16 protein-coding genes, 1 pseudogene and 1 riboswitch are annotated in these 21,195 nt (G+C 29.2%); of the genes and pseudogenes, 11 read left to right on the forward strand and 6 right to left on the reverse strand.

Going from position 1 to position 21,195, the window contains the following annotated elements:
* Positions 1-140: 140 nt before the first annotated feature.
* The 3 genes from DIC82_04315 to DIC82_04325 all read left to right on the forward strand — a co-directional run bounded on the left by DIC82_04315 (position 141) and on the right by DIC82_04325 (position 4,992).
* Complete coding sequence (locus DIC82_04315; protein AWK50313.1) at positions 141-1,190, forward strand: carbamoyl phosphate synthase small subunit; 1,050 nt, start codon at positions 141-143, stop codon at positions 1,188-1,190.
* A gap of 14 nt (positions 1,191-1,204) precedes the next feature.
* Positions 1,205-4,423 carry a carbamoyl-phosphate synthase large subunit gene (locus DIC82_04320; GenBank protein AWK50314.1) on the forward strand — a complete coding sequence of 1,073 codons (3,219 nt, stop codon included), beginning with the start codon at positions 1,205-1,207 and terminating at the stop codon, positions 4,421-4,423.
* Between the two features lie 332 nt (positions 4,424-4,755).
* Complete coding sequence (locus DIC82_04325) at positions 4,756-4,992, forward strand: hypothetical protein (protein AWK50315.1); 237 nt, start codon at positions 4,756-4,758, stop codon at positions 4,990-4,992.
* A 52-nt stretch (positions 4,993-5,044) separates the two neighbouring features.
* On the opposite strand, the gene DIC82_04330 is transcribed toward DIC82_04325, so the two are convergent.
* Positions 5,045-6,154, reverse strand: coding sequence for an HD family phosphohydrolase (locus tag DIC82_04330; GenBank protein ID AWK50316.1), 1,110 nt, complete (start codon positions 6,152-6,154; stop codon positions 5,045-5,047).
* A gap of 154 nt (positions 6,155-6,308) precedes the next feature.
* A complete protein-coding gene (locus DIC82_04335; GenBank protein AWK53034.1) occupies positions 6,309-8,207 on the reverse strand; it encodes a glutamine synthetase in 1,899 nt (632 codons plus the stop codon).
* 504 nt (positions 8,208-8,711) lie between these two features.
* Here DIC82_04335 and DIC82_04340 point away from each other — a divergent pair.
* The 5 genes from DIC82_04340 to DIC82_04360 all read left to right on the forward strand — a co-directional run bounded on the left by DIC82_04340 (position 8,712) and on the right by DIC82_04360 (position 14,555).
* Entirely contained in the window at positions 8,712-9,491 is a 780-nt protein-coding gene (locus DIC82_04340) for a glutamate racemase (protein ID AWK50317.1), read from the forward strand.
* A gap of 101 nt (positions 9,492-9,592) precedes the next feature.
* Entirely contained in the window at positions 9,593-10,117 is a 525-nt protein-coding gene (locus tag DIC82_04345) for a peptidylprolyl isomerase (protein AWK50318.1), read from the forward strand.
* Positions 10,118-10,177: 60 nt separating this feature from the next.
* Positions 10,178-10,555 (forward strand): DUF3783 domain-containing protein, encoded by a 378-nt coding sequence (locus tag DIC82_04350; protein ID AWK50319.1) that lies wholly within the window; start codon positions 10,178-10,180, stop codon positions 10,553-10,555.
* Between the two features lie 15 nt (positions 10,556-10,570).
* Positions 10,571-11,239: a DNA-binding protein gene (locus DIC82_04355; protein ID AWK50320.1), complete on the forward strand. Its 669-nt coding sequence runs from the start codon at positions 10,571-10,573 to the stop codon at positions 11,237-11,239.
* Between the two features lie 124 nt (positions 11,240-11,363).
* A complete protein-coding gene (locus DIC82_04360) occupies positions 11,364-14,555 on the forward strand; it encodes a peptidoglycan-binding protein (GenBank protein AWK53035.1) in 3,192 nt (1,063 codons plus the stop codon).
* A 100-nt stretch (positions 14,556-14,655) separates the two neighbouring features.
* Here DIC82_04360 and DIC82_04365 read toward each other — a convergent pair whose 3' ends face one another.
* Entirely contained in the window at positions 14,656-15,639 is a 984-nt protein-coding gene (locus DIC82_04365) for a radical SAM protein (GenBank protein AWK50321.1), read from the reverse strand.
* A 182-nt stretch (positions 15,640-15,821) separates the two neighbouring features.
* Positions 15,822-16,895, reverse strand: coding sequence for a transporter (locus DIC82_04370; GenBank protein ID AWK53036.1), 1,074 nt, complete (start codon positions 16,893-16,895; stop codon positions 15,822-15,824).
* A gap of 287 nt (positions 16,896-17,182) precedes the next feature.
* Here DIC82_04370 and DIC82_04375 point away from each other — a divergent pair, with 287 nt between their 5' ends.
* Together DIC82_04375 and DIC82_04380 are read left to right on the forward strand one after the other, a co-directional pair.
* Positions 17,183-18,109 carry a TIGR01212 family radical SAM protein gene (locus DIC82_04375; protein ID AWK50322.1) on the forward strand — a complete coding sequence of 309 codons (927 nt, stop codon included), beginning with the start codon at positions 17,183-17,185 and terminating at the stop codon, positions 18,107-18,109.
* A gap of 107 nt (positions 18,110-18,216) precedes the next feature.
* Positions 18,217-18,945, forward strand: a complete 729-nt coding sequence (locus DIC82_04380; protein AWK50323.1) for a 2-phosphosulfolactate phosphatase family protein — start codon at positions 18,217-18,219, stop codon at positions 18,943-18,945.
* Positions 18,946-19,097: 152 nt separating this feature from the next.
* On the opposite strand, the gene DIC82_04385 is transcribed toward DIC82_04380, so the two are convergent.
* Positions 19,098-19,319 (reverse strand): (2Fe-2S)-binding protein, encoded by a 222-nt coding sequence (locus tag DIC82_04385; GenBank protein AWK50324.1) that lies wholly within the window; start codon positions 19,317-19,319, stop codon positions 19,098-19,100.
* Positions 19,320-19,481: 162 nt separating this feature from the next.
* On the opposite strand from DIC82_04385, the pseudogene DIC82_04390 reads away from it, so the two are divergent.
* Positions 19,482-19,649: pseudogene (locus DIC82_04390) on the forward strand (DNA-binding response regulator).
* 287 nt (positions 19,650-19,936) lie between these two features.
* Here DIC82_04390 and DIC82_04395 read toward each other — a convergent pair.
* Positions 19,937-20,749, reverse strand: coding sequence for a MerR family transcriptional regulator (locus DIC82_04395; protein ID AWK50325.1), 813 nt, complete (start codon positions 20,747-20,749; stop codon positions 19,937-19,939).
* A gap of 272 nt (positions 20,750-21,021) precedes the next feature.
* A riboswitch (cyclic di-GMP riboswitch) is annotated at positions 21,022-21,111 on the reverse strand.
* Positions 21,112-21,195 lie beyond the last annotated feature (84 nt).

Consider the following 21,195-nt stretch of genomic DNA (forward strand, 5'->3'; position numbering starts at 1 on the left):
AAATCAATATATGTAAGGTATATCACAGGATAGTGAAGAGAACAGTTTTACTGTAGTCTCTTTGTTATCCTTTTGTTTTATATAAAAAAAGATTCATAAGGTGTAGTTTTAGCAAAAATATATTTGTAGGAGGCTTGAGCATGAAGGCAAAGCTTATATTAGAAAATGGTATGGTTTTTGAAGGTAAAGCTTTTGGATACCTAAAAGAAAGCGTTGGAGAAGTAGTATTTACAACTGGTATGACAGGTTATCAAGAGGTGCTTACTGATCCATCTTATTACGGACAAATAGTAACTATGACTTATCCTTTAATAGGAAACTATGGAATCAATATTGAAGATATGGAATCTGATTCAATCAAGGCAAGAGGTTTTATCGTAAGAGAAAAATGTGATTTACCAAGTAACTTTAGATGTGAATTGACATTAGAAGATTTCTTAAAACAAGGAAAAATAATTGGATTAGAAGCGATAGATACAAGAGCACTAACAAAGGTTTTAAGAAACAGTGGGACAATGAGAGGAATAATTACATTAGAAGATGTTGATGATGAATATGTTAAAGAAAAAATAGCAGGATTTTCAACAAAGGAAGCTGTAAAGACTGTAACTACAGAGAAGTCTTATACAATTCAAGGAACAGGAAAACATATAGCTATTATGGATTTTGGTATAAAAACTAATATTATAAGAAATTTTAAGAAGAGAAATTGTAAATTAACTGTATTCCCAGCTACAGCTACAGCAGAGGAAGTGTTAAGTGTAAATCCAGACTTAGTATTCTTATCTAATGGACCTGGAGATCCGGAAGACTTAGATTTTGCTATAGATAATATAAAGAAATTAGTTGGCATTAAACCAATAACAGGTATTTGCTTAGGACATCAATTATTAGGATTAGCTTTAGGTGGAAAAACTACTAAGCTAAAGTTTGGACATAGAGGATGTAATCATCCAGTTAAAGATTTAGAATCCAATATTGTTCATATAACTTCTCAAAATCACGGTTACGTAGTAGAAAAATTACCAGATGATATAGAAGTTACTCATGTAAATATAAATGACGGAACTGTCGAAGGAATGAAGCATAAGACTTTACCAATATATTCAGTTCAATTCCATCCAGAAGCATCAGCAGGTCCAAAGGACAGCGAATACATATTTGATAAATTTTTAGAATATGCACTATAGGAGGGGTAAATAAAATGCCATTAAATAAAGATATAAAAAAAGTTTTAGTTATAGGATCAGGTCCCATAGTTATAGGTCAAGCGGCAGAGTTCGATTATTCAGGAACTCAAGCTTGTGAAGCATTAAAATCAGAAGGTATAGAAGTTGTACTTGTAAATTCAAATCCTGCAACAATAATGACAGATAAAGAAGTTGCAGATAAAGTTTATATAGAACCATTAACAATAGAATTTGTTGAAAAAGTCATTGCTAAAGAAAGACCAGATAGCTTACTTGCAGGAATGGGTGGTCAAACAGGGCTTAACCTTGCTGTAGAATTAAATGATGCTGGTATTTTAGAGAAATATAATGTTAATGTAATCGGAACATCTATTGCATCTATTAAAGAAGGTGAAGATAGAGAATTATTCAGAAACATGATGAATAAAATTGGAGAACCAGTTATAAAAAGTGAAATTGTAACTGATTTGCAAGCAGGATTAGATTTTGCAGCTCAAATTGGATACCCAGTTATAGTTAGACCTGCGTATACTTTAGGTGGATCTGGCGGTGGTATAGCTAATGATCAACAAGAACTTGAAACTATATTGAAATTAGGACTTCAATTAAGTACAATAAGTCAGGTTTTACTTGAAAAGAGTGTTAAGGGTTGGAAAGAAGTAGAGTACGAAGTAATGAGAGATTCTTATGGAAACTGCATTACTGTATGTAACATGGAAAACATAGATCCTGTTGGTATACATACTGGTGATAGTATAGTTGTTGCTCCATCACAAACTCTTTCAGATAAAGAATATCAAATGCTAAGAACAGCATCAATAAATATAATAAATGCAGTTGGAATTGAAGGTGGATGTAATGTACAATTCTCATTAAATCCAAATAGCTTTGAATATGCAGTTATAGAAATAAATCCTAGAGTTTCAAGAAGTTCAGCTTTAGCATCAAAAGCAACAGGATATCCTATTGCTAAGCTTGCTGCAAAGATTGCGCTTGGATATGGATTAGATGAGATAAAAAATGCTGTAACACAAAAGACTTATGCATGCTTTGAACCAGCACTTGACTATGTTGTAGTTAAAATACCAAAATGGCCATTTGATAAATTCTTTGGGGCTGATAGACAATTAGGAACTAAAATGATGGCTACTGGAGAAATTATGGCTATAGGAGCTAACTTTGAGCAAGCATTTTTAAAGGGTATTAGAAGTTTAGAAATAGGAAAGTATTCTTTAGATCATAAGAAATTTAAAGAACATAGTATTTCAGAATTAAAAGACTTAGTAATGAAGCCAGATGATGAAAGAATTTTTGCATTAGCTGAAATGATAAGAAGAGACTATATGATAGAGAAAATAAGCAAAATCACAGGAATTGATATGTTCTTCTTAGAAAAAATCAAATGGATAGTTGAAGAGGAACAAAGATTAAAACTAAGCAAGATTGAAGACTTAGATAAAGAATGGTTACATAACTTAAAGAAAAAAGGATTTTCAGATAAAGCTATTTCAGATATGTTAAAGGTAAGTCCCGATGATATATATAGATTAAGAGACATATGGAATATAAAACCTTCATATAAAATGGTTGATACTTGTGCGGGGGAATTTGAAGCATTATCACCTTATTATTACTCAACTTATGAGCAATATGATGAAGTTGAAGTATCGAATAATAAGAAAGTTATAGTTATTGGTTCTGGTCCAATAAGAATAGGTCAAGGAATTGAGTTTGATTATGCTTCAGTACATTGTGTAAAAGCATTAAAGAAACTTGGAATTGAAACTATTATAGTTAATAATAATCCAGAAACAGTAAGTACAGACTTTGACGTATCTGATAAATTATATTTTGAACCATTAACAGAAGAAGATGTTTTAAATATAATTGAAAAGGAAAAACCAGATGGTGTAATACTTCAATTTGGTGGTCAAACAGCTATTAAGCTTGCTAATTTCTTGAAGGAACAAAATATTGTAACCCTTGGAACTACAGCAGATCAAATAGATTTAGCTGAAGACAGAGAAAAGTTTGATGATTTATTAGAAAGATTAGATATATCAAGACCAAAAGGTAAGGGAATATGGTCATTACAAGATGGATTGGAAGAAGCAAGAAGATTAAAATTCCCAGTGCTTGTTAGACCTTCATATGTAATTGGTGGTCAAGGAATGGAAATAACTCATGATGAAGAAGAATTAACATTCTACTTGACTAATGCTTTTGCTAAAGATAATAAGAATCCAATTCTTATTGATAAATATTTAATGGGTAGAGAAATAGAAGTAGATGCTATATCAGATGGAGAAAATATATTAATCCCAGGAATAATGGAACACTTAGAAAGAGCTGGAGTTCATTCAGGAGATAGTGTTACTATGTATCCAAGTCAAAATATATCTGATAAGATAAAGGCAGATGTATTAGATTATACTAAGAAGCTAGCACTAGCAATTGGAATAACAGGAATGATAAATATTCAATTTATAGAATTTGAAGGACAATTATATGTAATTGAAGTTAATCCAAGAGCATCAAGAACAGTACCTTATATAAGCAAAGTAAGTGGAGTGCCAATCGTAGATTTAGCTACACAAGTAATGCTGGGAGCTAAAATAGTAGACCTAGGATATGGAATAGATGTATATAAAGAACCTAAATTAGTTTCAGTCAAAGTTCCAGTATTCTCAACTCAAAAATTGCCTAATGTTGAAGTATGCTTAGGACCTGAAATGAGATCTACAGGGGAAGTTTTAGGTATAGGAAGAAACTTAAAAGAAGCTCTTTATAAGGGATTTGTTGGAGCTAATATGTATCCATCAAAAGAAAAAGGAAAAATATTAGCAACAATAAATAAACATGATAAAGCAGAATTCTTACCTATAGCAAAAGATCTTGCGGCAGTTGGATATAAGTTTATAGCAACTACAGGTACTGCTGAATTATTAAGAAATGCTGGTATAGAAGTAGAAGAAATTAGAAAGATTAACGAAGAAGAACCAAACATCTTAGATATAGTTAAAAATAGAGAAGTAGATTTAGTTGTAAATACACCAACTAAGGGAAATGATTCAAAGAGAGATGGTTTCTTAATAAGAAGAGCAGCAGTTGAGAGAAATGTAGGTGTAATTACTGCATTAGATACATTAAGAGCAATTGCTGATGTAGAAATTGAAAAGCTTGATGAAAATAAAGATTTAGAAGTATTTGATATAGCAGCAGAATATAAATAGTATAAGATTTTAAATGGAAGAGATGTTTATCTCTTCTATTTTTTTGTTAAAATTAATATTTATCCGATAGCTAGCATCCGTAACACTCCCACTTCTTCAAGTTGGAGATAACGGTTGCACCCTCCTAGACATTGTTATCCTTGGAGGTATAAGTTCAACTAAGATTCAGATGGGGATCAAATCACACCTGAATCTTAGTTGAACTTGATACCAATATAATCAAATACAATATTGCAATTTAAGATGAAAGTTAGCATATATTAGTTGACAAGCAAACATGCGTTCTATATAATATAATCAATGAACATATGTTTGCTAAGGAGATGTGTATTATGAAAGAAATGGGAAATTTTTTTGTGAAATTAAATTGTAGAAATATAGATAATATTAGAAGCTTGATAATAGATAGGCAAGGAAATTATATAGATAAACAAGAAAAATACATAATGTGTGCAGGAAAGTATGACAAAAATGGTTGGACATTAGTTTTTAGAGCGAGAAGCTTTGAAGAGGCTGAAAAACTTGCAAATATTAATCCATTCATGCATAAAAGGGAAAAAATAAACTAAAGTATTAATCAATAATAAAAAAATAAGCTACATTTAAATTTAGCAGCTTATTTTATATTTCATATCTTATATCAGAAATAACAATTGAAAGAGTTTCTATTAAATTAATTATAGAACCAATTTTATTTTGACAATTACTTTTAACTATTTTTACAAGAGGTCTTAATGGGAAGTTTGGAAGTGTTTTTTCAACTATTCCTATGTCGCCATTACTAAGACTTACAATTGTTCCTTGAGGAAAAGGAATAACAATTCTGCAAAATATATTAATCATATCATAATCGAATAATGTACCAGCATTGGACATTAAATATTCTAATGCATCACTTGGGCACATAGCTCTTTTATATGGTCTATCAGATGTTAATGCATCATAAACATCTGCAATGCTCACAATTCTAGCTAAATAGCTAATCTTATCACCTCTAAGACTATTAGGGTAACCTAATCCATCGAATCTTTCATGATGTTGTAATACTATTAATTTGATATGAGAACTTAAATCAAAAAAATTCTTTATGAAGTCATATCCATACCTTGAATGACATTTTATTATTTCAAATTCTTCGGGAGTTAACCGACCTGGCTTTTGAAGAACTTCTTTTGGTATAAATGATTTTCCTATATCATGAATTAATGCACCAATACAAAGATAAGTCAATTTTTTCTTAGGTAGATTTAGACTAATACCAAGGATAATAGATATTACAGCAACATTCACACAATGAGAATAAGTGTAGTTATCCATACTTTTTATATCAACTAAAGAAAGCAATACATGCTTATTTGATAAAACATTATCTACTATATCTTCTGCAACTTCATTAATTGAATTAAAGTACTGTTTTTCATATCTTGTATATTCATTAAGAGTACGGTTTTCGAATTTATGAACTGAGGCTATTCTTTCTATATCACAAAAAGTTTCCTTAATTATAGAAATAGATTTTTGTCTTAATTCTGGTTTTATAACGTCTTCAATTTCTATAGAGCTATATTCATCAATTATGTAAAGGGAAAGTATTTGGAGTTCTTTGATTTTTTTTAATATGTCATCTGTTAATAAAACACCAGATCTAAGTAAACATTGACCATCACAAGAATATATAGCTTTACCCAATAATGAGTTTTCTCTGATACATTCAATAGGAACTAATCGCATAGTATATACCTCGCAAAATTAATAATAATTATTATATAAATAACATGTAAAATTATACTATAATAATAAAGGAATGTGAAGATAATAGTTTAAAAAACAATATAATATAGAGTATCTCCAAGTAATAATTATTTTGAGATACTCTATTATAATATTAAATATCTAAAAGGTTCATTCTATAAACTGAATATAAAGTTCTAAGTTGACTCATCTTATCTTCAAGTTCAAGATATAGTCTTGATGCATCAGCATAATCTTCATTATTGAAAGCATCTTTAATTTTTGTGAAAAGACTTTTACTAGTATAAGTATCTTTCATTATATAGATTCTTAAGTCGTGTAATTTCATCCAGTTAGAAATATCTAAGTCTAATACTTTATCTAATGAATGAATAGGCTTAAATGACCTAACTTCATCCATATAATTATTAATAACACGCTTAGTTATTTCTGTAGACCATCTTTCAATAGCAGCTAATTTAAAGCTATTAATTATAGCATCTGTAAAAACATCATTTCTTTTTAATGCTTTAAGTTTTGATGGATTACTATCTAATTGTGCTAAGTTTTCATAAACAGTTGCAGGTGCTTTACCAAAATATTTATTTCTTTCTGCCTCTGTAAAGTCTTCAAATATATTTTGTTCAGTTCTATAAGCTCTAGCCTTTTCAAGATAATCAGCAGAGTCTCCAGCTTCTTTAGAAAGTTCAGCAAGAAGTTCAGCTTCAGTTTTGTTATTTTCTACTGCATATATAATACCATCAAGCATTGACATATAAGAAACAGCCATTACAAGATAAGTATTTGAATGTGGATTTGGAGATCTAAGTTCAAATCTTGTAGCCATTGGAGAATTAAAATCTCTAATTAATCCTGCAAGTACAGTTCTGTTTCTTGATGGATTTTCAGGAGATAGACCAAGTGAAGTTACAGTACAAATAGGTGCTTCAAATCCTGGTTTTAATCTCTTTAATGAATTATTTGTAGAAGATACAAATGGATTTATTACTTCATAATTCTTAAGAAGCCCCATTATAGCTCCATATCCAATTATGCTTAAGAATTGATCCTTAGGACCATTAAATATGTTAACTCTCTTTCCTGTTTTTAATTTTAAGCTAACACCTAAATGTGTATGCATTCCTGAACCAGCTACATTGTCTATTGGCTTTGCCATGAATGTAACATCAAGACCATTTCTTCTAAACGTTTCTTGAATAAGTATTCTAACAAATAATTCATTATCTGCAGCTTGAACAGCATCAGAGAATTTCCAATCAACTTCTAATTGCTCCATAACATGATCATAATCTCCAGAGGAAGTTAACTTTGCCTTCACTCCACCAACTTCTTTATGGCCCATTTCAGGTTCAAATCCATACTTCTCCATTAAAAGAAGAGTCTCTTCTAAAGAAGTTCTTACAGAACCCTTTGTACGAGTCCAATACTGTTCATGTAGAACTTGTGAAGTAGATAATTCTTCAACTTCTGCGACAATATTAGGTGTTTTAACCCAGAATTCTAATTCAGTGGCAGATGTTACAATTATTTCATCAATATCGCTTGCTGTAATATTAAATGATTTTAATGTCTCAGGATGATCAATAAATATAGTCATAAGATTTTCTTTAAATGTAGAAACTGCAGAAGTTAAAATGTGTCTTGAGTCTACTGCTTTATTATCATGATATAAGAAACAAGGAATTCTTAGAGTTCCTACTGGTTTATTAGTTTCAGGATCTATAAAATTATAGTTGTAATCTATAATCCATTTACAATTTAAATCGGTGACCATATCAACTTTTGCATTATCTAAAGTTGCAATACCTGGCAATACTACAGAAGAACCATCTGTTTGAACTGCAACCCCTTTTAAAAATGAATCAATGTCGTCTAAAAAAAGATTAACGGGTATTTTTTCATCGGTGTCATTTCCAGATAGGTCAATTCCTACAAATGAAGCAAATTTGATTTCAGGATGATTATTTAAAATTTCTTTTAAATCCTTAGCATTATGATTTTCTTTAGCAATTATATAAAGTAAATTATTCATATAGTTGTTTATTATAGCAATGCTATAATAAAACATTCACATCCTCTCTAATAATATCGAATAAAATATAGAATTATCTTTTTAATGTTCGTATTTTTAATTATAACAAAATTCTATTATAAGTAATTAATACTGTCAATATATTTAACCAATATTCAAACAACAACACAGCATGTTATTTTATTTCATATAATTGATATATATATTGTATATATTAATATGTTATTAATTATATACCAAATTTATGTTAAAGGTATAGTTAATAACAATTTGGATATAGATTTAATGTAAAATTAAATTTTTTATTTTAAATTGCACATTCAATTGAAAACATTTGAAATTATTTATGGTTATGCAATTTTTATATAATATCTAAATAGATAGGTGAATTAGAATTGCTAGACATGAGATAAATAAAGTAATAAAATATTTATTAGATAAGGTATATTTAACTTTAGTTTTAGTTAATGTGATTAATTTAGAAAAAGATGGAGTGAGGACACTTTGAATATTAAGAATAGTCCCATAGGATTTTTTGATTCAGGGGTGGGTGGTTTAAGTGTAATGAAAGAAGCAATTTCTATCATGCCAAATGAAAACTTTGTATACTTTGGAGATTCAATAAATGCTCCTTATGGAACTAAGGAGCTAAATGAGGTTAGAAATCTCACTTTAAATGCAGTGGATTTTTTATTAAAAAAGAATGTTAAAGCAATTGTAGTAGCCTGTAATACAGCAACGAGCGCTGCAATTGAAGAGATTAGAGATAAATATAAACATATTGCTATAATAGGTATAGAACCTGCTTTAAAGCCTGCTGTTGAACTTAATAGAAAAGGTAATATAATAATAATGGCAACACCTATGACATTAAGAGAGAGGAAATTCAAGCTTCTCATGGATAAGTATAAAAGTGAGTCTGATATAGTATCATTACCTTGTGCAGGTCTTGTGGAATTTATAGAGCAAGGAATATTAGATGGAGAACTATTGGAGAGCTATTTGAAGGAAAAGTTTAAATTTTATTTAGAGGACGATATAGCAGCGATTGTTTTGGGGTGTACACATTATCCATTTATAAAGAAGGCGTTATCTAATGTTATTGGAGATGATATACCCCTTATTGATGGTGGAATTGGTACTTCTCATGAATTAAAAAGAAAATTAATAGAAAGAAACTTGCTAAATAATTCAAAAGAAAAAGGAAATATAGCAATTTATAATTCTATAAATGATAATAAAATTATAGATTTCTGTTATAATCTAATTAATATAAAAATATAGATGTAATTCAGATTATATAAGAAATTTATATAAATAAAGAATTTAAATTTATATTTTAGATAATAATATTTAAGATTGATATCGAGAGGAGAAATTTTAAGATGAAGAATCCAATTATTACAATGACTATGGAAAATGGTGGGGTTATTAAGGCCGAATTATATCCTGAAATAGCACCAAATACAGTAAGCAATTTTGTAGATTTAATTAATAGAGGTTTTTATGATGGATTAATATTCCACAGAGTGATTCCTGGTTTCATGATTCAAGGGGGATGTCCAGAAGGTAGTGGTATGGGAGGCCCAGGATATTCTATAAAGGGAGAATTTACAGGCAACGGTTTTAAAAATACCTTAAAGCATTCAAAAGGAATATTATCAATGGCTAGATCTATGCACCCAGACTCAGCAGGAAGCCAATTTTTCATTATGGTAGCAGATGCTCCACCCTTAGATGGACAATATGCATCGTTTGGTAAAGTTATTGAAGGTATGGAAGTAGCAGATAAAATTGTTGCTCAAAAAACTGATATGTCAGATAGACCTCGTGAAGATCAAGTGATAAAAAGCGTTACAGTAGATATGCAAGGTGAAGAAATTAAAGCACCTCAAATAATTGAGGAATAAAAGAAAAAGACAAATTAGTTATAAAGATATAAAAAGGTAAAATGAAGAGAGGTGTCAGAAGTGGCTATAAGTGATAAGTGCATATTAGCATATGGATTAAAGGAAGAAGAAATTAAAAAGATTGAGAGCCAAAATATTAAGGTAATAGAAGTAAAGAATAGTATGGTCTTAATGAAAGTAGAAGATATAATATGTAAAAGTAGCAATGAATATTCTTATGATGAATTGCCATTAAATGAAAAGGCACTTATTTTTAATGGATTTAAAGATCAACAATTAAAAGTTACTATTAGATATATTAGAGGATTTATTAAAGGTGGAGTGTTAGCTGTGTCTACGGCACAAAATTATAAGTGGACTTTTAAATATTTATTAGAACATTTAGTTGAAGAAAGAGAATGGTTTGAGGCATCTAAAAAAAAGAATGAGTCAAACTAAAGGGGAGAAAGTAAAGTGAGTCGTGTAGGAGAGAATATAAAACAAGCTAGAGAAAAAAGTGGTATGACTGTTAAAGCCTTAGCTAAGAAGTTAGGTGTAGCAGATAAATACTTAAATGAAGTTGAAATGGGAAGAAAAGTTGCTCCGGAATCATTTATAGACAAAGCTGCTAAGATTTTAAAAGCTGATTTAAATGATATAAGTATGGTTGTTACAGATGAAGCGCTAATGGAAGAAAGGAAGACTTTAAAAGAGATTCCTAAGAGAAATGTAGAGAGCTCAGAAGTATGGACAGATGCTTTTTCATCAGTACTTAGAAGTGTTCCAATATATACTTATTCATTATCTAATAAAAAGGGATCTAAAGAGATGCCTATTCACTCAAATAAAATAGAAAATTATCCCCAAGATAAGGTATTTTATTTAGAAATAGAAGATAATGAAATGAATGGCTTTAGAATGTTAAAAGGTGATATTGCTTTTGCACATAGTGTAAAAGAAGTGAGTAATAATGGATTTTTCTTAATTGACTATAAGGGAAGTAGAAAGATAAGACAAGTAAAAATATTAGGAAATTCAAAGATACTTTTAGTTAGCAATGCGGGAAGTTTGCTTACTGAAACTATGGAATTAAAAGAAATAGATGTAATTGCTAAATTAGAAAGAATTGAAATTACATTATAGTAAAAAGAATCATAAATAAAAAGATAGAGGTTAATTGAATATTTCAATTAACCTCTATTTTTGTTACATATAAATACTTAGTTGCATAGTATATTTATATATACTTATTTAGGGTGTGGTTGTTATCATAGGTTTGGAACGACAAATATCATCAAAAGTGGATGCATCAATAGGGTTATTAACAAATGTACCAACATCATTATTAGATAAATTAGGGTATAAATTCAATTTAGAAAATCAAAGCAATAATATAGAACTTGTTATTTTATATAGGGATAGTGCAGATCAAACAAAGGCATTTATTGAAGGTTTGGGTGGAAAATTTCAAGATTTAGGATTTAATTTTGCAATTGTTGAGATACCTATAAATAAACTAGAAGAACTATCAGTAAGTAACACAATTCAATATATAGAATTACCTAAGAATTTATATGAGCAAGATCAAGAAAGTAATAGGGTATCTTGCATACTTCAATTAACTCCTAATTTTGATGTTTCAGGTGACGGTGTGTTAATTGGATTTATAGATTCAGGGATAGATTATACACATCCAGCATTTATGAATACAAGTGGAACTACAAGAATAGAGTATATTTATGATTTAAGTACCGGAGGGAATATTTATAATAAGCAAATGATAGATGAAGCAATAAAATCTAATAATCCATTATCAATAGTTCCATCCAGTGATAATACAGGCCATGGAACTCATGTGACAGGAATTGCATGTGCTGGGGGAAATATAAACCCAATGTATAAAGGGGCAGCACCTAATGCTTCTATAGCAATGGTAAAGGCAGCAAGAGGTGTAACAGTTTTAAGTTCTCAGATAATGCAAGGAATCAAGTTTTTATTAGATAAGAGTAAAGAACTCAATATGCCTTTAGTTATTAGTATTAGTTTAAGTACAAATGATGGAGCTCATAATGGAAGTAGTTTATTGGAACAATACATTAGGACAATAGCAAATTTAGAGAGAGTAGCAATTGTCATTGCTGCTGGAAATGAGGGCGATGCAGGACATCATGTTGGAGGTGAATTAAATAAAACCCAAAGAGATATTTTTAACATAGCAAGTGATGAAAGATCAGTTGTAATGAATATGTATAAATCAATTTTACCTAATATATCAATTAATATAATGAATCCGACCGGTCGTAGCAGTGGAGATATTACTATACAAGAAGGATATATTCAAGGTGCCATAGGTAGTGATAGATATGATATATATGTAGCAGGAGCTAAACCATTTGAATTAAATAGTGAAATTAAAATAATTCTTTCTGCTAGATCTGAATATCTTCTTGAGGGAGTATGGACTCTGGAAATCAATGTTTCAAATGAATATTTAGGGGATTATTCTATATGGCTTCCAGTATTAGAAGGACTTAATCCTAATACAAGGTTTTTAGAACCAATTCAATTAAATACTTTAGGAATACCTGCAACAGTAGATAATATAATTGCAGTGGGAAGTTATAATTATAGAACTAACAATCTTTCATCATTTAGTGGAAGAGGGGCAGAAAATCAAGGAAGCGTAGTAAGACCGGATTTAGTTGCACCAGGAGAAAATATACTGGGGCCGGTTCCAAATGGAAGCTATGATAGTAAGACAGGAACATCAATGGCAACGCCACAAGTATCAGGAATATGCGCGTTAATTATGCAGTGGGGAATAGTTAAAGGAAATGATCCTTATATGTTTGGACAAAGATTGAAGTACTATTTAATAAGGGGTGCAAAAAGAAGACGTATAGATGTAGTATATCCAAATCCTTTATGGGGATATGGAGAAGTTTGTGCTTTAGATAGTCTAAACTTAATTAAAGACGATTTAAGTGCTATTTTAAGTAGAGGAAATACAAATGATAAAGATATATCAGTAACAAATATAGCATTTAATAAATATAATATTTTGAGGAAAAATATCAAAGGAAAGAGTATGGATAATATGAGTAATGGAAAATCAACTTCTAATATGGGTAGATTAAAAGTTCAATGCTTTAAAGGGAATGATTATATTCCAATTGATAATGCTAAGATAACTGTAAAGGGATCATTAGAATCTGAAAATTTGAAAAGTATTGAGTTAGTTACGGATAACGTTGGATTAACAAAAGAAATAGAATTAGAAGCACCACCAGTAGAATATTCTTTAGATGAGAATAGTAATGAGATTCCTTATAGTTTATATGATATAACTGTCGAAAGAAGTGGATTTATACCGATAGTAATAAGAGGATGTCAAGTGTTTCCTACACAAGTTGCATATCAAATATGTAATTTAGAAGCTAATTTAGGAAGAGGAGATATGAGACAAGAAGTTATAGATATACAACCTAATACATTAAATGGGAACTTTCCACCGAAGATACCTGAAGAGGTTGATAAGCCGTTACCACTACCAAGTTCAGGCGTTGTATTACCTCAACCTATAGTTCCAGAATACATTATTGTTCATCAAGGTAGTCCAAATGATATGTCAGCACCAAATTATAAAGTACCATTTAAAGATTACATTAAAAATGTAGCTTCATGCGAAATATATTCAACTTGGACATCATCAACTATAAGGGCAAATGTTTTTTGCATGATATCTTTTACGTTAAATAGAATTTATACTGAATGGTATAGGGGAAAAGGGAAAAATTTTGATGTAACAAGCTCAACAGCTTATGATCATGCATTTAATTATGGAAGAAATATTTATGATAACATAAGTGTAATTGTAGATGAGATATTTTCTACTTATGTAAGGAGAATTGGAAAGAAACAACCTCTTTTAACACAATATTGTGATGGCAAGAATGTGAAGTGTCCAGAATGGTTAAGCCAATGGGGCAGTCAATCATTAGGCGCACAAGGTAAGGTTCCGTTTGAGATATTGAGATATTATTATGGAAATGATATTGAATTAGTTACAGCCGAAAAGGTTGCTGGTAGCCCTCAGTCATATCCAGGAAATGAGTTGACTATTGGATCATCGGGTCCGCCTGTAAGGACAATCCAAAATCAATTAAATAGAATAGCTAGAAATTATCCTTTAATTCCAAAGGTTGCTGAAGATGGACAATTTGGAGCAACGACTGCAGAGGCAGTAAGAGTATTTCAACAGGTATTTACATTACCACAGACAGGAGTAGTTGATTATGCAACATGGTATAAAATATCAGATGTTTATGTTGGAGTAAGTAGAATAGCAGAGCTTAGAAGTACTTGTGAGCAACAAAGTATAATGACAAAAAATGAGTTTATACCACCAGTTGAATCACGTTTAGATAATAAAAGGAAAATGCCTAGATTTTATTACTGAAATTAAGAATATACTCAAATTCAAAACTGCACTTATGTATATATCCTACTGAAACAAAAGCATCAGTTTTATTTTAGTGGTATATATGCATAAGTATAGTTTATTTTTTTACACCATCCAAATTAAAAGAGGGTATAAAAGCAGATGTATTAGTGCCTTCATCTTGAATAAACCCATTTATAATTCCAAGTTCTACAGCATAATTAATTAGACTATCATAATGTTTTGGATTAAGAGATTTATTTATTTCAGGGTAATCACAAGCTTTAAACATAGGTATATATTGATTCATTAAGCTTATATAGATATCATCCCTATATCTATTATAAATAAGATCAATTACCTTTTTGGAATCAAAAAGAAGTCCTGGAAGCATTAAGTGCCTTACAATAACACCTTTAAGGATATTACCTTTTGAATCAAATTTAGGATGACCAACTTGACTTATCATTTCATCAATTACTTTTATGGCATTAGAAGCATACTCATTTGCTTTAGAATATTTAATTGCATATTTATCATTAAAGTACTTAAAATCTGGCAAGTAAACATCAATATATCCATTTAGTGATTTTATTGTTTCAATAGAGTCATAACTATTTGTGTTATAAAGAATAGGAAGTGTTAATTTATTTCTCTTTGCTATTTTAAGCGATTCTATTATTTGAGGAACATAATGGGTTGGGGTAACTAAATTAATATTATTTGCTCCTTTTTCTTGAAGTTCTAAAAATATTTCAGATAGTCTTTCAATAGATACTTCCATCCCAGTAATGGATGCTTGATTTATTGAATTTTGAATATTTATATTGTTTGAAGTAGAAAAAGTAGTTTCTTTGGATGCAGATCCTTGACTTATATCATGATTTTGACAAAAGACACATTTAAAGTTACAATGAGAAAAAAATACAGTACCAGATCCATTACCTTGAGAGATAGGTGGCTCCTCCCAAAGGTGTAAAGAAGCTCTGGCAATTTTAACTTTATTTGAAGCTTTACAAAATCCAATTTGATTATCATTTCTATTAATTTTACAATTCCTATGACAAAGAGTACATTCATCTAACATATCTAAATAATTCATATATACCAAATCCTTATTAAAACATTTTTATAAAAAGTATATCATAAGTAGATAAGCAAGAGTACAAGTTTTATATTTAGGTTCTCCAACTTAATTAACTTGTGCATACGAGTTGATTTCCTTAAAAATGATTTGGTGTGAATCACTTACTCGGCGAGCGAATGCGAGTCAAGTTTCATTATTTACTTTTTAGATATCTTAGAAAAGTCTTTTTTATGTTTAAAGAAAAATATTATACATTGAGATATGAAAATTAAACTTAATAAGCCAAACATAGGATATAGTTTAGTTATAAGATTTCCAAATCCAAGTTGAGAAATTAAAAGCGCAATGCCTAAAACTATAAATATGGATTTATTAAATTTAATATGAAAGGATTGCTCTAGGGTTTTACTTATTGAATACACATCTGAAACCTCAGTAGAAAACATTTCTAGCCATATAATTACAAGTAACAAAGCTTGAATTATATGACCAAATCTATTTGCTACAAAAAGTAGTGGAATTTCATAGTTATATATATAAGGCTGATTAACTGTTAATAATAGATTTATCATTAAACAAAGTATTGTGAGGCCAATTGCACCAGTTATTACACCAACAATCATAATTTTAGGTTTTTTCATTTGAGTACTAAGTGGAACCAAAACTCCTGATGCTGAGAGTGTATTATATCCTGCATACAATATTGTTGAAATAGCAAGTCCTGATTTTTGGGGTGGAAAACTAGATATATTACTGAGTGAAATTGTATCTTTACAAAATGCAAAATATAAAGCTGTAATTAAAGTGAGCGTTCCAATTAATCCTGGAACAATAAAAGAATTAATTTCAATTAAGCCTTCAGTGTCTCGCAGAAGAAAAAATATTGCAATTAAAATCATTATTAGTGAACCAAGTATTTTTGGTATCCCAAAAAATTGATGAATTAACGCTCCACTTCCAGCAAGTATTATAGAAGCACTAGAAATCAGAAAAAAGGTGGTTATAAAACCGGTAAATTTCCCCAATATATTAGGACTTATTATATTTATAACATCACTGTATGAACTGAGATTATAAGTAATGCTTATTTGTGAGATTAGAGAACTCATTACAATATAGAAGATACCACAAGCTATGATACCTAAAAAACTGTTTAATCCATACTTAGTGAAGAATTCTGTAATCTCTTTTCCAGAGGCAAGTCCAGCACCGACAATTGTCCCAATAAAGACTGTGGAAACTTGAAAGACTTTGATTAAATCCTTTTTCAACATTTATCCTCCTTGAAGAATGTTCTTGTATTAATATATAAGGTTTACTTTTGATTTATTCTTTAAATTTACAATATTTAAATAAGTAATTTTAGGTATAGTCTAAAAGTGACTGTTATGCTAGTCTATTATTTTCTTTAAGATGTATAATGTACATTTAATAATTTACAAGGTACAATTAAGGAAGAAAGATTAACTTAGATTTTTTTTAACATATTAATGTAATTTATAAAGATTATTATATTTGCGGATAAGATTGAAACATATTATGTAGATAAGGAGGAAACATGAATAATTTTTGGAATGGAAAGAGGTACCATAGTCTAAACTATTTTTTAAGAGATAAATTTGGGGAAAAGGTATTTAAAGTATCTCTAGATGGCGGATTCTCATGTCCAAATAGGGATGGAAGAATAAGTAGTGGTGGTTGTCTTTTCTGTAGTGAAAGCGGTTCAGGAGATTATGCTGGAGATAGGGAATTATCTATTACAAAGCAATTTAATGATATAAAAGAAATGATGGCACATAAGTGGAAAAGTGGAAAGTATATTGCCTATTTTCAAGCTTATACTAATACATATGCACCTACTGGAGAATTAAGGAGTAAATATGAAGAAGCTCTAAACCAAGAGGGGGTTGTAGCAATTGCTATAGCCACAAGGCCAGATTGTTTAGATGAAGATGTACTGGATTTATTAGAAGAGATAAATAGTAAGGTTTATCTCTGGATAGAACTTGGACTGCAAACTTCAAATGATCAAACTGCTAAGAGAATAAATAGAGGATATAAATTAGAAGTTTTTCAAGATGCAATGAGGAAATTAAAAGAAAGAAATATTGATGTAGTAGTACATGATATTTTAGGACTACCAGGTGAAACTAAGGGGGATATGTTGAAAACCATAGATTATATCGCTCATTCAGGGGCTAAGGGAATTAAGTTCCACTTACTTCATCTAATGAGACAAACACCGATGGTAAAAGTATACGAAAAAGGTGAACTTGAATTCTTATCACAGGAAGATTATATAAATTTAATAACAAAAGGTATATCAATGCTCCCTAAAGAAATGGTGGTACATAGATTAACAGGAGATGCACCAAGGGAACTTTTAATTGGACCTATGTGGAGCTTAAAAAAGTGGGAAGTTTTAAATTCAATAGACAAAGCGTTAGAAGATAATGATTTGTGGCAAGGAAAAAATTTTAAGTAGATAAGTGAGAATCGAGTTTCCTTAAATAATAAACAAGAGCATAGTTACTACAAGTATAATATTTTGACAATGAATATAAACACAATATACAGCGGGGGTACTTATAAATGAAAGTAGATATTATAATATCAGCAGATGATATAACTGAAAGTAAAATTAAAAATAAGATTGCAGTCGTAATAGATATGTTTAGAGCAACTTCTGTAATAGTTACAGCATTAAGTAATGGATGCAAAGAAGTTATTCCTTATTTGACAATAGAGGAAACATTAGAGCATGCTAAGACACTTAATAGAAAAGATTACATATTAGGAGGAGAAAGAAAAGCAGTTAAAATAGACAGTTTTGATTTATCTAATTCTCCATTAGAATATACAGATAGGGTAATAAAAAATAAGACGGTATTAATGACTACTACAAATGGAACTAGAACTCTTACAAAATCAACTTCTGCTAAAAGAATATTAATAGCAGCTATGATAAATGCAAAAGCAGTAGCTAAAGAATTACTGCGCATAGATGAAGATGTAGTAATTATTAATGCAGGAACAAATGGAAATTTTTCAATGGACGATTATATTTGTGGTGGATATATAATTAATGAAATGTTAAATGAAGATAAAAATTTAGAACTTACGGATATATCAAAGACAGCTAATATTATATATGAGGCGAATACTGATATCATGAGTTACGTAAAACAAGCAACCCATTATTCAGTTATGAAATCTCTCAAATTAGATGATGACATTGAATACTGCACTAAAAAGAGCATTATTGAAATAGTACCAGAATATAAAGATAACAAGATAACTTTGACGTCTAATGTTGAATAAGCTTTATTGCGATAAATACAGGAATAAGCAGTATGCAATAAACGGAGTTATATAGTTAAAAGTAAAATAATTTAAATGCGGTATTATTCTGAGATGAATAATACCGCATTTTTAGGCACATGAAAGAAAATAATTATTTCCAAGTTTTTAAATTAATAAATATCTTCTTGAGATTGTCTTAATAGCTCATTTATTCGGGGAGAACAATTTTTCCCCTTGCAAGGACCACTACCTGCACCAGTAGCATTTTGAACTTCTTCTAAAGTAGAAGCACCATTTTTAATAACTTCTTTAATTTTAGCCCGGGTAATTAGTTTACAAGTACAAGTTTTTGTTAATTTATCTAAAATAGACTCATTTAAATTATTATCCATATTAATTCTCCTAAAAATATATTTTCTAAAACTTTAAAGGGTATATTCCTTATTTAAATTATACATTTTAATTTACAAATTATAAAGAATATTTAAAAAAGTAGATTTATTATTATAATAGATAATTTTCATGAAGTTATGAATACAAAAGTAGTTATGGATGTTTTGAAATATATGTCTAAAAATTGTTTGAATACAGGCGTGATTATATTAACAGCAAAGGAAGAACTCGGAGATAAGCTCAAGGCTTTCAATTTAGGAGCTAATGATTACTTAACTAAGCCATTTTTTATGGAAGAATTAAAGGCTCGTATCAATTCCATTTTAAAGAAAGCAGTTGGGTTCATTTGGATATGATAAGTATCTTATAACAATGATCTAAGTGAATTCTACTTAGATTTAGCAGAAATTAAGGAAAAAAATTTTAAGGTTGTTAAACCAAAATAAGAAATATCTGTTCAATGGGATTATGATAAGATTAAAAGATCAGTTGTAATATTAGTTTCAAATGGAGTTTTACAGTAGCTATATATTGGATAAAGCAAAAACAATAATAAACCTAAGAATAAATCGAGAAAAGTAATGATACTTGATTTGTTCTTAGGTAATTATTTTTTTTATATAAATCCAAACAGTTTTCCTATAAAACTCTGCTTTTCTTTATGTGCGTCCACCTCTTGTTGAACATAGTAAGCCTGTTCTATTACATTCTCAAACCTTTTAATTTCTTCTATTAAACGTCTATCCCTAGAGATACATAGTTCATTAAATTTATCAAATTTTAAATCTATGTTATCTTCTAATGAAAGCTTTTCAGATATTGAATTATCTATTTTCATAGAAAGCTCATTGTATAAATCTTTGTTAGTTTTAGATTGTACATCAAATTTATAATCAATATATTCTTTGATTTCTCTTAATATATCATCTTTAAACAGTGCAAATTGATTATTTTGTTCTTCGCCTATTACTTTCACGGTTTTTTGAACAGACAATTCATTACTCTTATCAATTTTATTACCTAAAGACTCTCTTAGATTATCAATTTGTTTATTTTCTAAGTCTAGAATTGTTCCTATAATTTCTTTAGCTGATATTGAATTATTTTCCTTTATTTCTATTAAATCTTCAATATCTAAAGGCAATTCTTCGCAATATTTTTGAACTTCTTTAATAGTCATTCCTTTATTTTTTAAGTTAATCAAAAATTCAAGCTTATCAATATCTCTATTTGTATATCTTAATTCCTTATCTAATATTTCTATTTTTAAAATATTATCAAAAATACTAGTATAATATCGTATATTACTATCTTCTTCATCTAATAAAGTAGCTACTTGGTTAATGGAATAATACAATATATCCCCCCTTCTCTTAGTTTTTACAATGGCTTCTTCATGAATGTTCATATGTTTATCTTCAAAATTCATAATATTTTAAATCCTCCTTCTTAGACCTAACTTAAATTAACGTGGTGTGCTAGTTAATTTATTTTAAGAAAAACCATAACAAAATTTAATCATCCAAATTATTTAATAAAAATATTAGCTGATAAATATTACATAGGTCATAATATCAAAACTTCATTTTAAATATAATCACAGAAAATATATGAATATAGGGAAAATTAAAGGTGACTATGTAATCATAGTCACCAAAATATAACGAAAGCAAATAAATATGCAATTTATTATAATTATATTTTGGTAACCTGACAATCATAGAAAATAAAATTCTCCTTAGACTCATGGCTTTGCGACCCTACTTTTCAATAAGTGTGCTAGTATCATTTATATTTATAAAAATAATCCTATATAAAAATTAAGCTTATAATAAAAAGAAATAATTTACAAGATATTTAATAAGAATTAGCATA

The sequence above is a fragment of the Clostridium beijerinckii genome (genome assembly GCA_003129525.1).
In the GTDB taxonomy this organism is placed as follows: domain Bacteria; phylum Bacillota; class Clostridia; order Clostridiales; family Clostridiaceae; genus Clostridium; species Clostridium beijerinckii_D.

What these genes read in the sequence shown, in the direction of transcription:
- DIC82_04315 (AWK50313.1), top strand. Translation starts at nt 141, where the DNA reads ATGAAGGCAAAGCTTATATTAGAAAATGGTATGGTTTTTGAAGGTAAA.
- DIC82_04320 (AWK50314.1), top strand. Translation starts at nt 1,205, where the DNA reads ATGCCATTAAATAAAGATATAAAAAAAGTTTTAGTTATAGGATCAGGT.
- DIC82_04325 (AWK50315.1), top strand. Translation starts at nt 4,756, where the DNA reads ATGAAAGAAATGGGAAATTTTTTTGTGAAATTAAATTGTAGAAATATA.
- DIC82_04330 (AWK50316.1), bottom strand. Translation starts at nt 6,154, where the DNA reads ATGCGATTAGTTCCTATTGAATGTATCAGAGAAAACTCATTATTGGGT.
- DIC82_04335 (AWK53034.1), bottom strand. Translation starts at nt 8,207, where the DNA reads ATGAATAATTTACTTTATATAATTGCTAAAGAAAATCATAATGCTAAG.
- DIC82_04345 (AWK50318.1), top strand. Translation starts at nt 9,593, where the DNA reads ATGAAGAATCCAATTATTACAATGACTATGGAAAATGGTGGGGTTATT.
- DIC82_04365 (AWK50321.1), bottom strand. Translation starts at nt 15,639, where the DNA reads ATGAATTATTTAGATATGTTAGATGAATGTACTCTTTGTCATAGGAAT.
- DIC82_04375 (AWK50322.1), top strand. Translation starts at nt 17,183, where the DNA reads ATGAATAATTTTTGGAATGGAAAGAGGTACCATAGTCTAAACTATTTT.
- DIC82_04380 (AWK50323.1), top strand. Translation starts at nt 18,217, where the DNA reads ATGAAAGTAGATATTATAATATCAGCAGATGATATAACTGAAAGTAAA.
- DIC82_04385 (AWK50324.1), bottom strand. Translation starts at nt 19,319, where the DNA reads ATGGATAATAATTTAAATGAGTCTATTTTAGATAAATTAACAAAAACT.
- DIC82_04395 (AWK50325.1), bottom strand. Translation starts at nt 20,749, where the DNA reads ATGAATTTTGAAGATAAACATATGAACATTCATGAAGAAGCCATTGTA.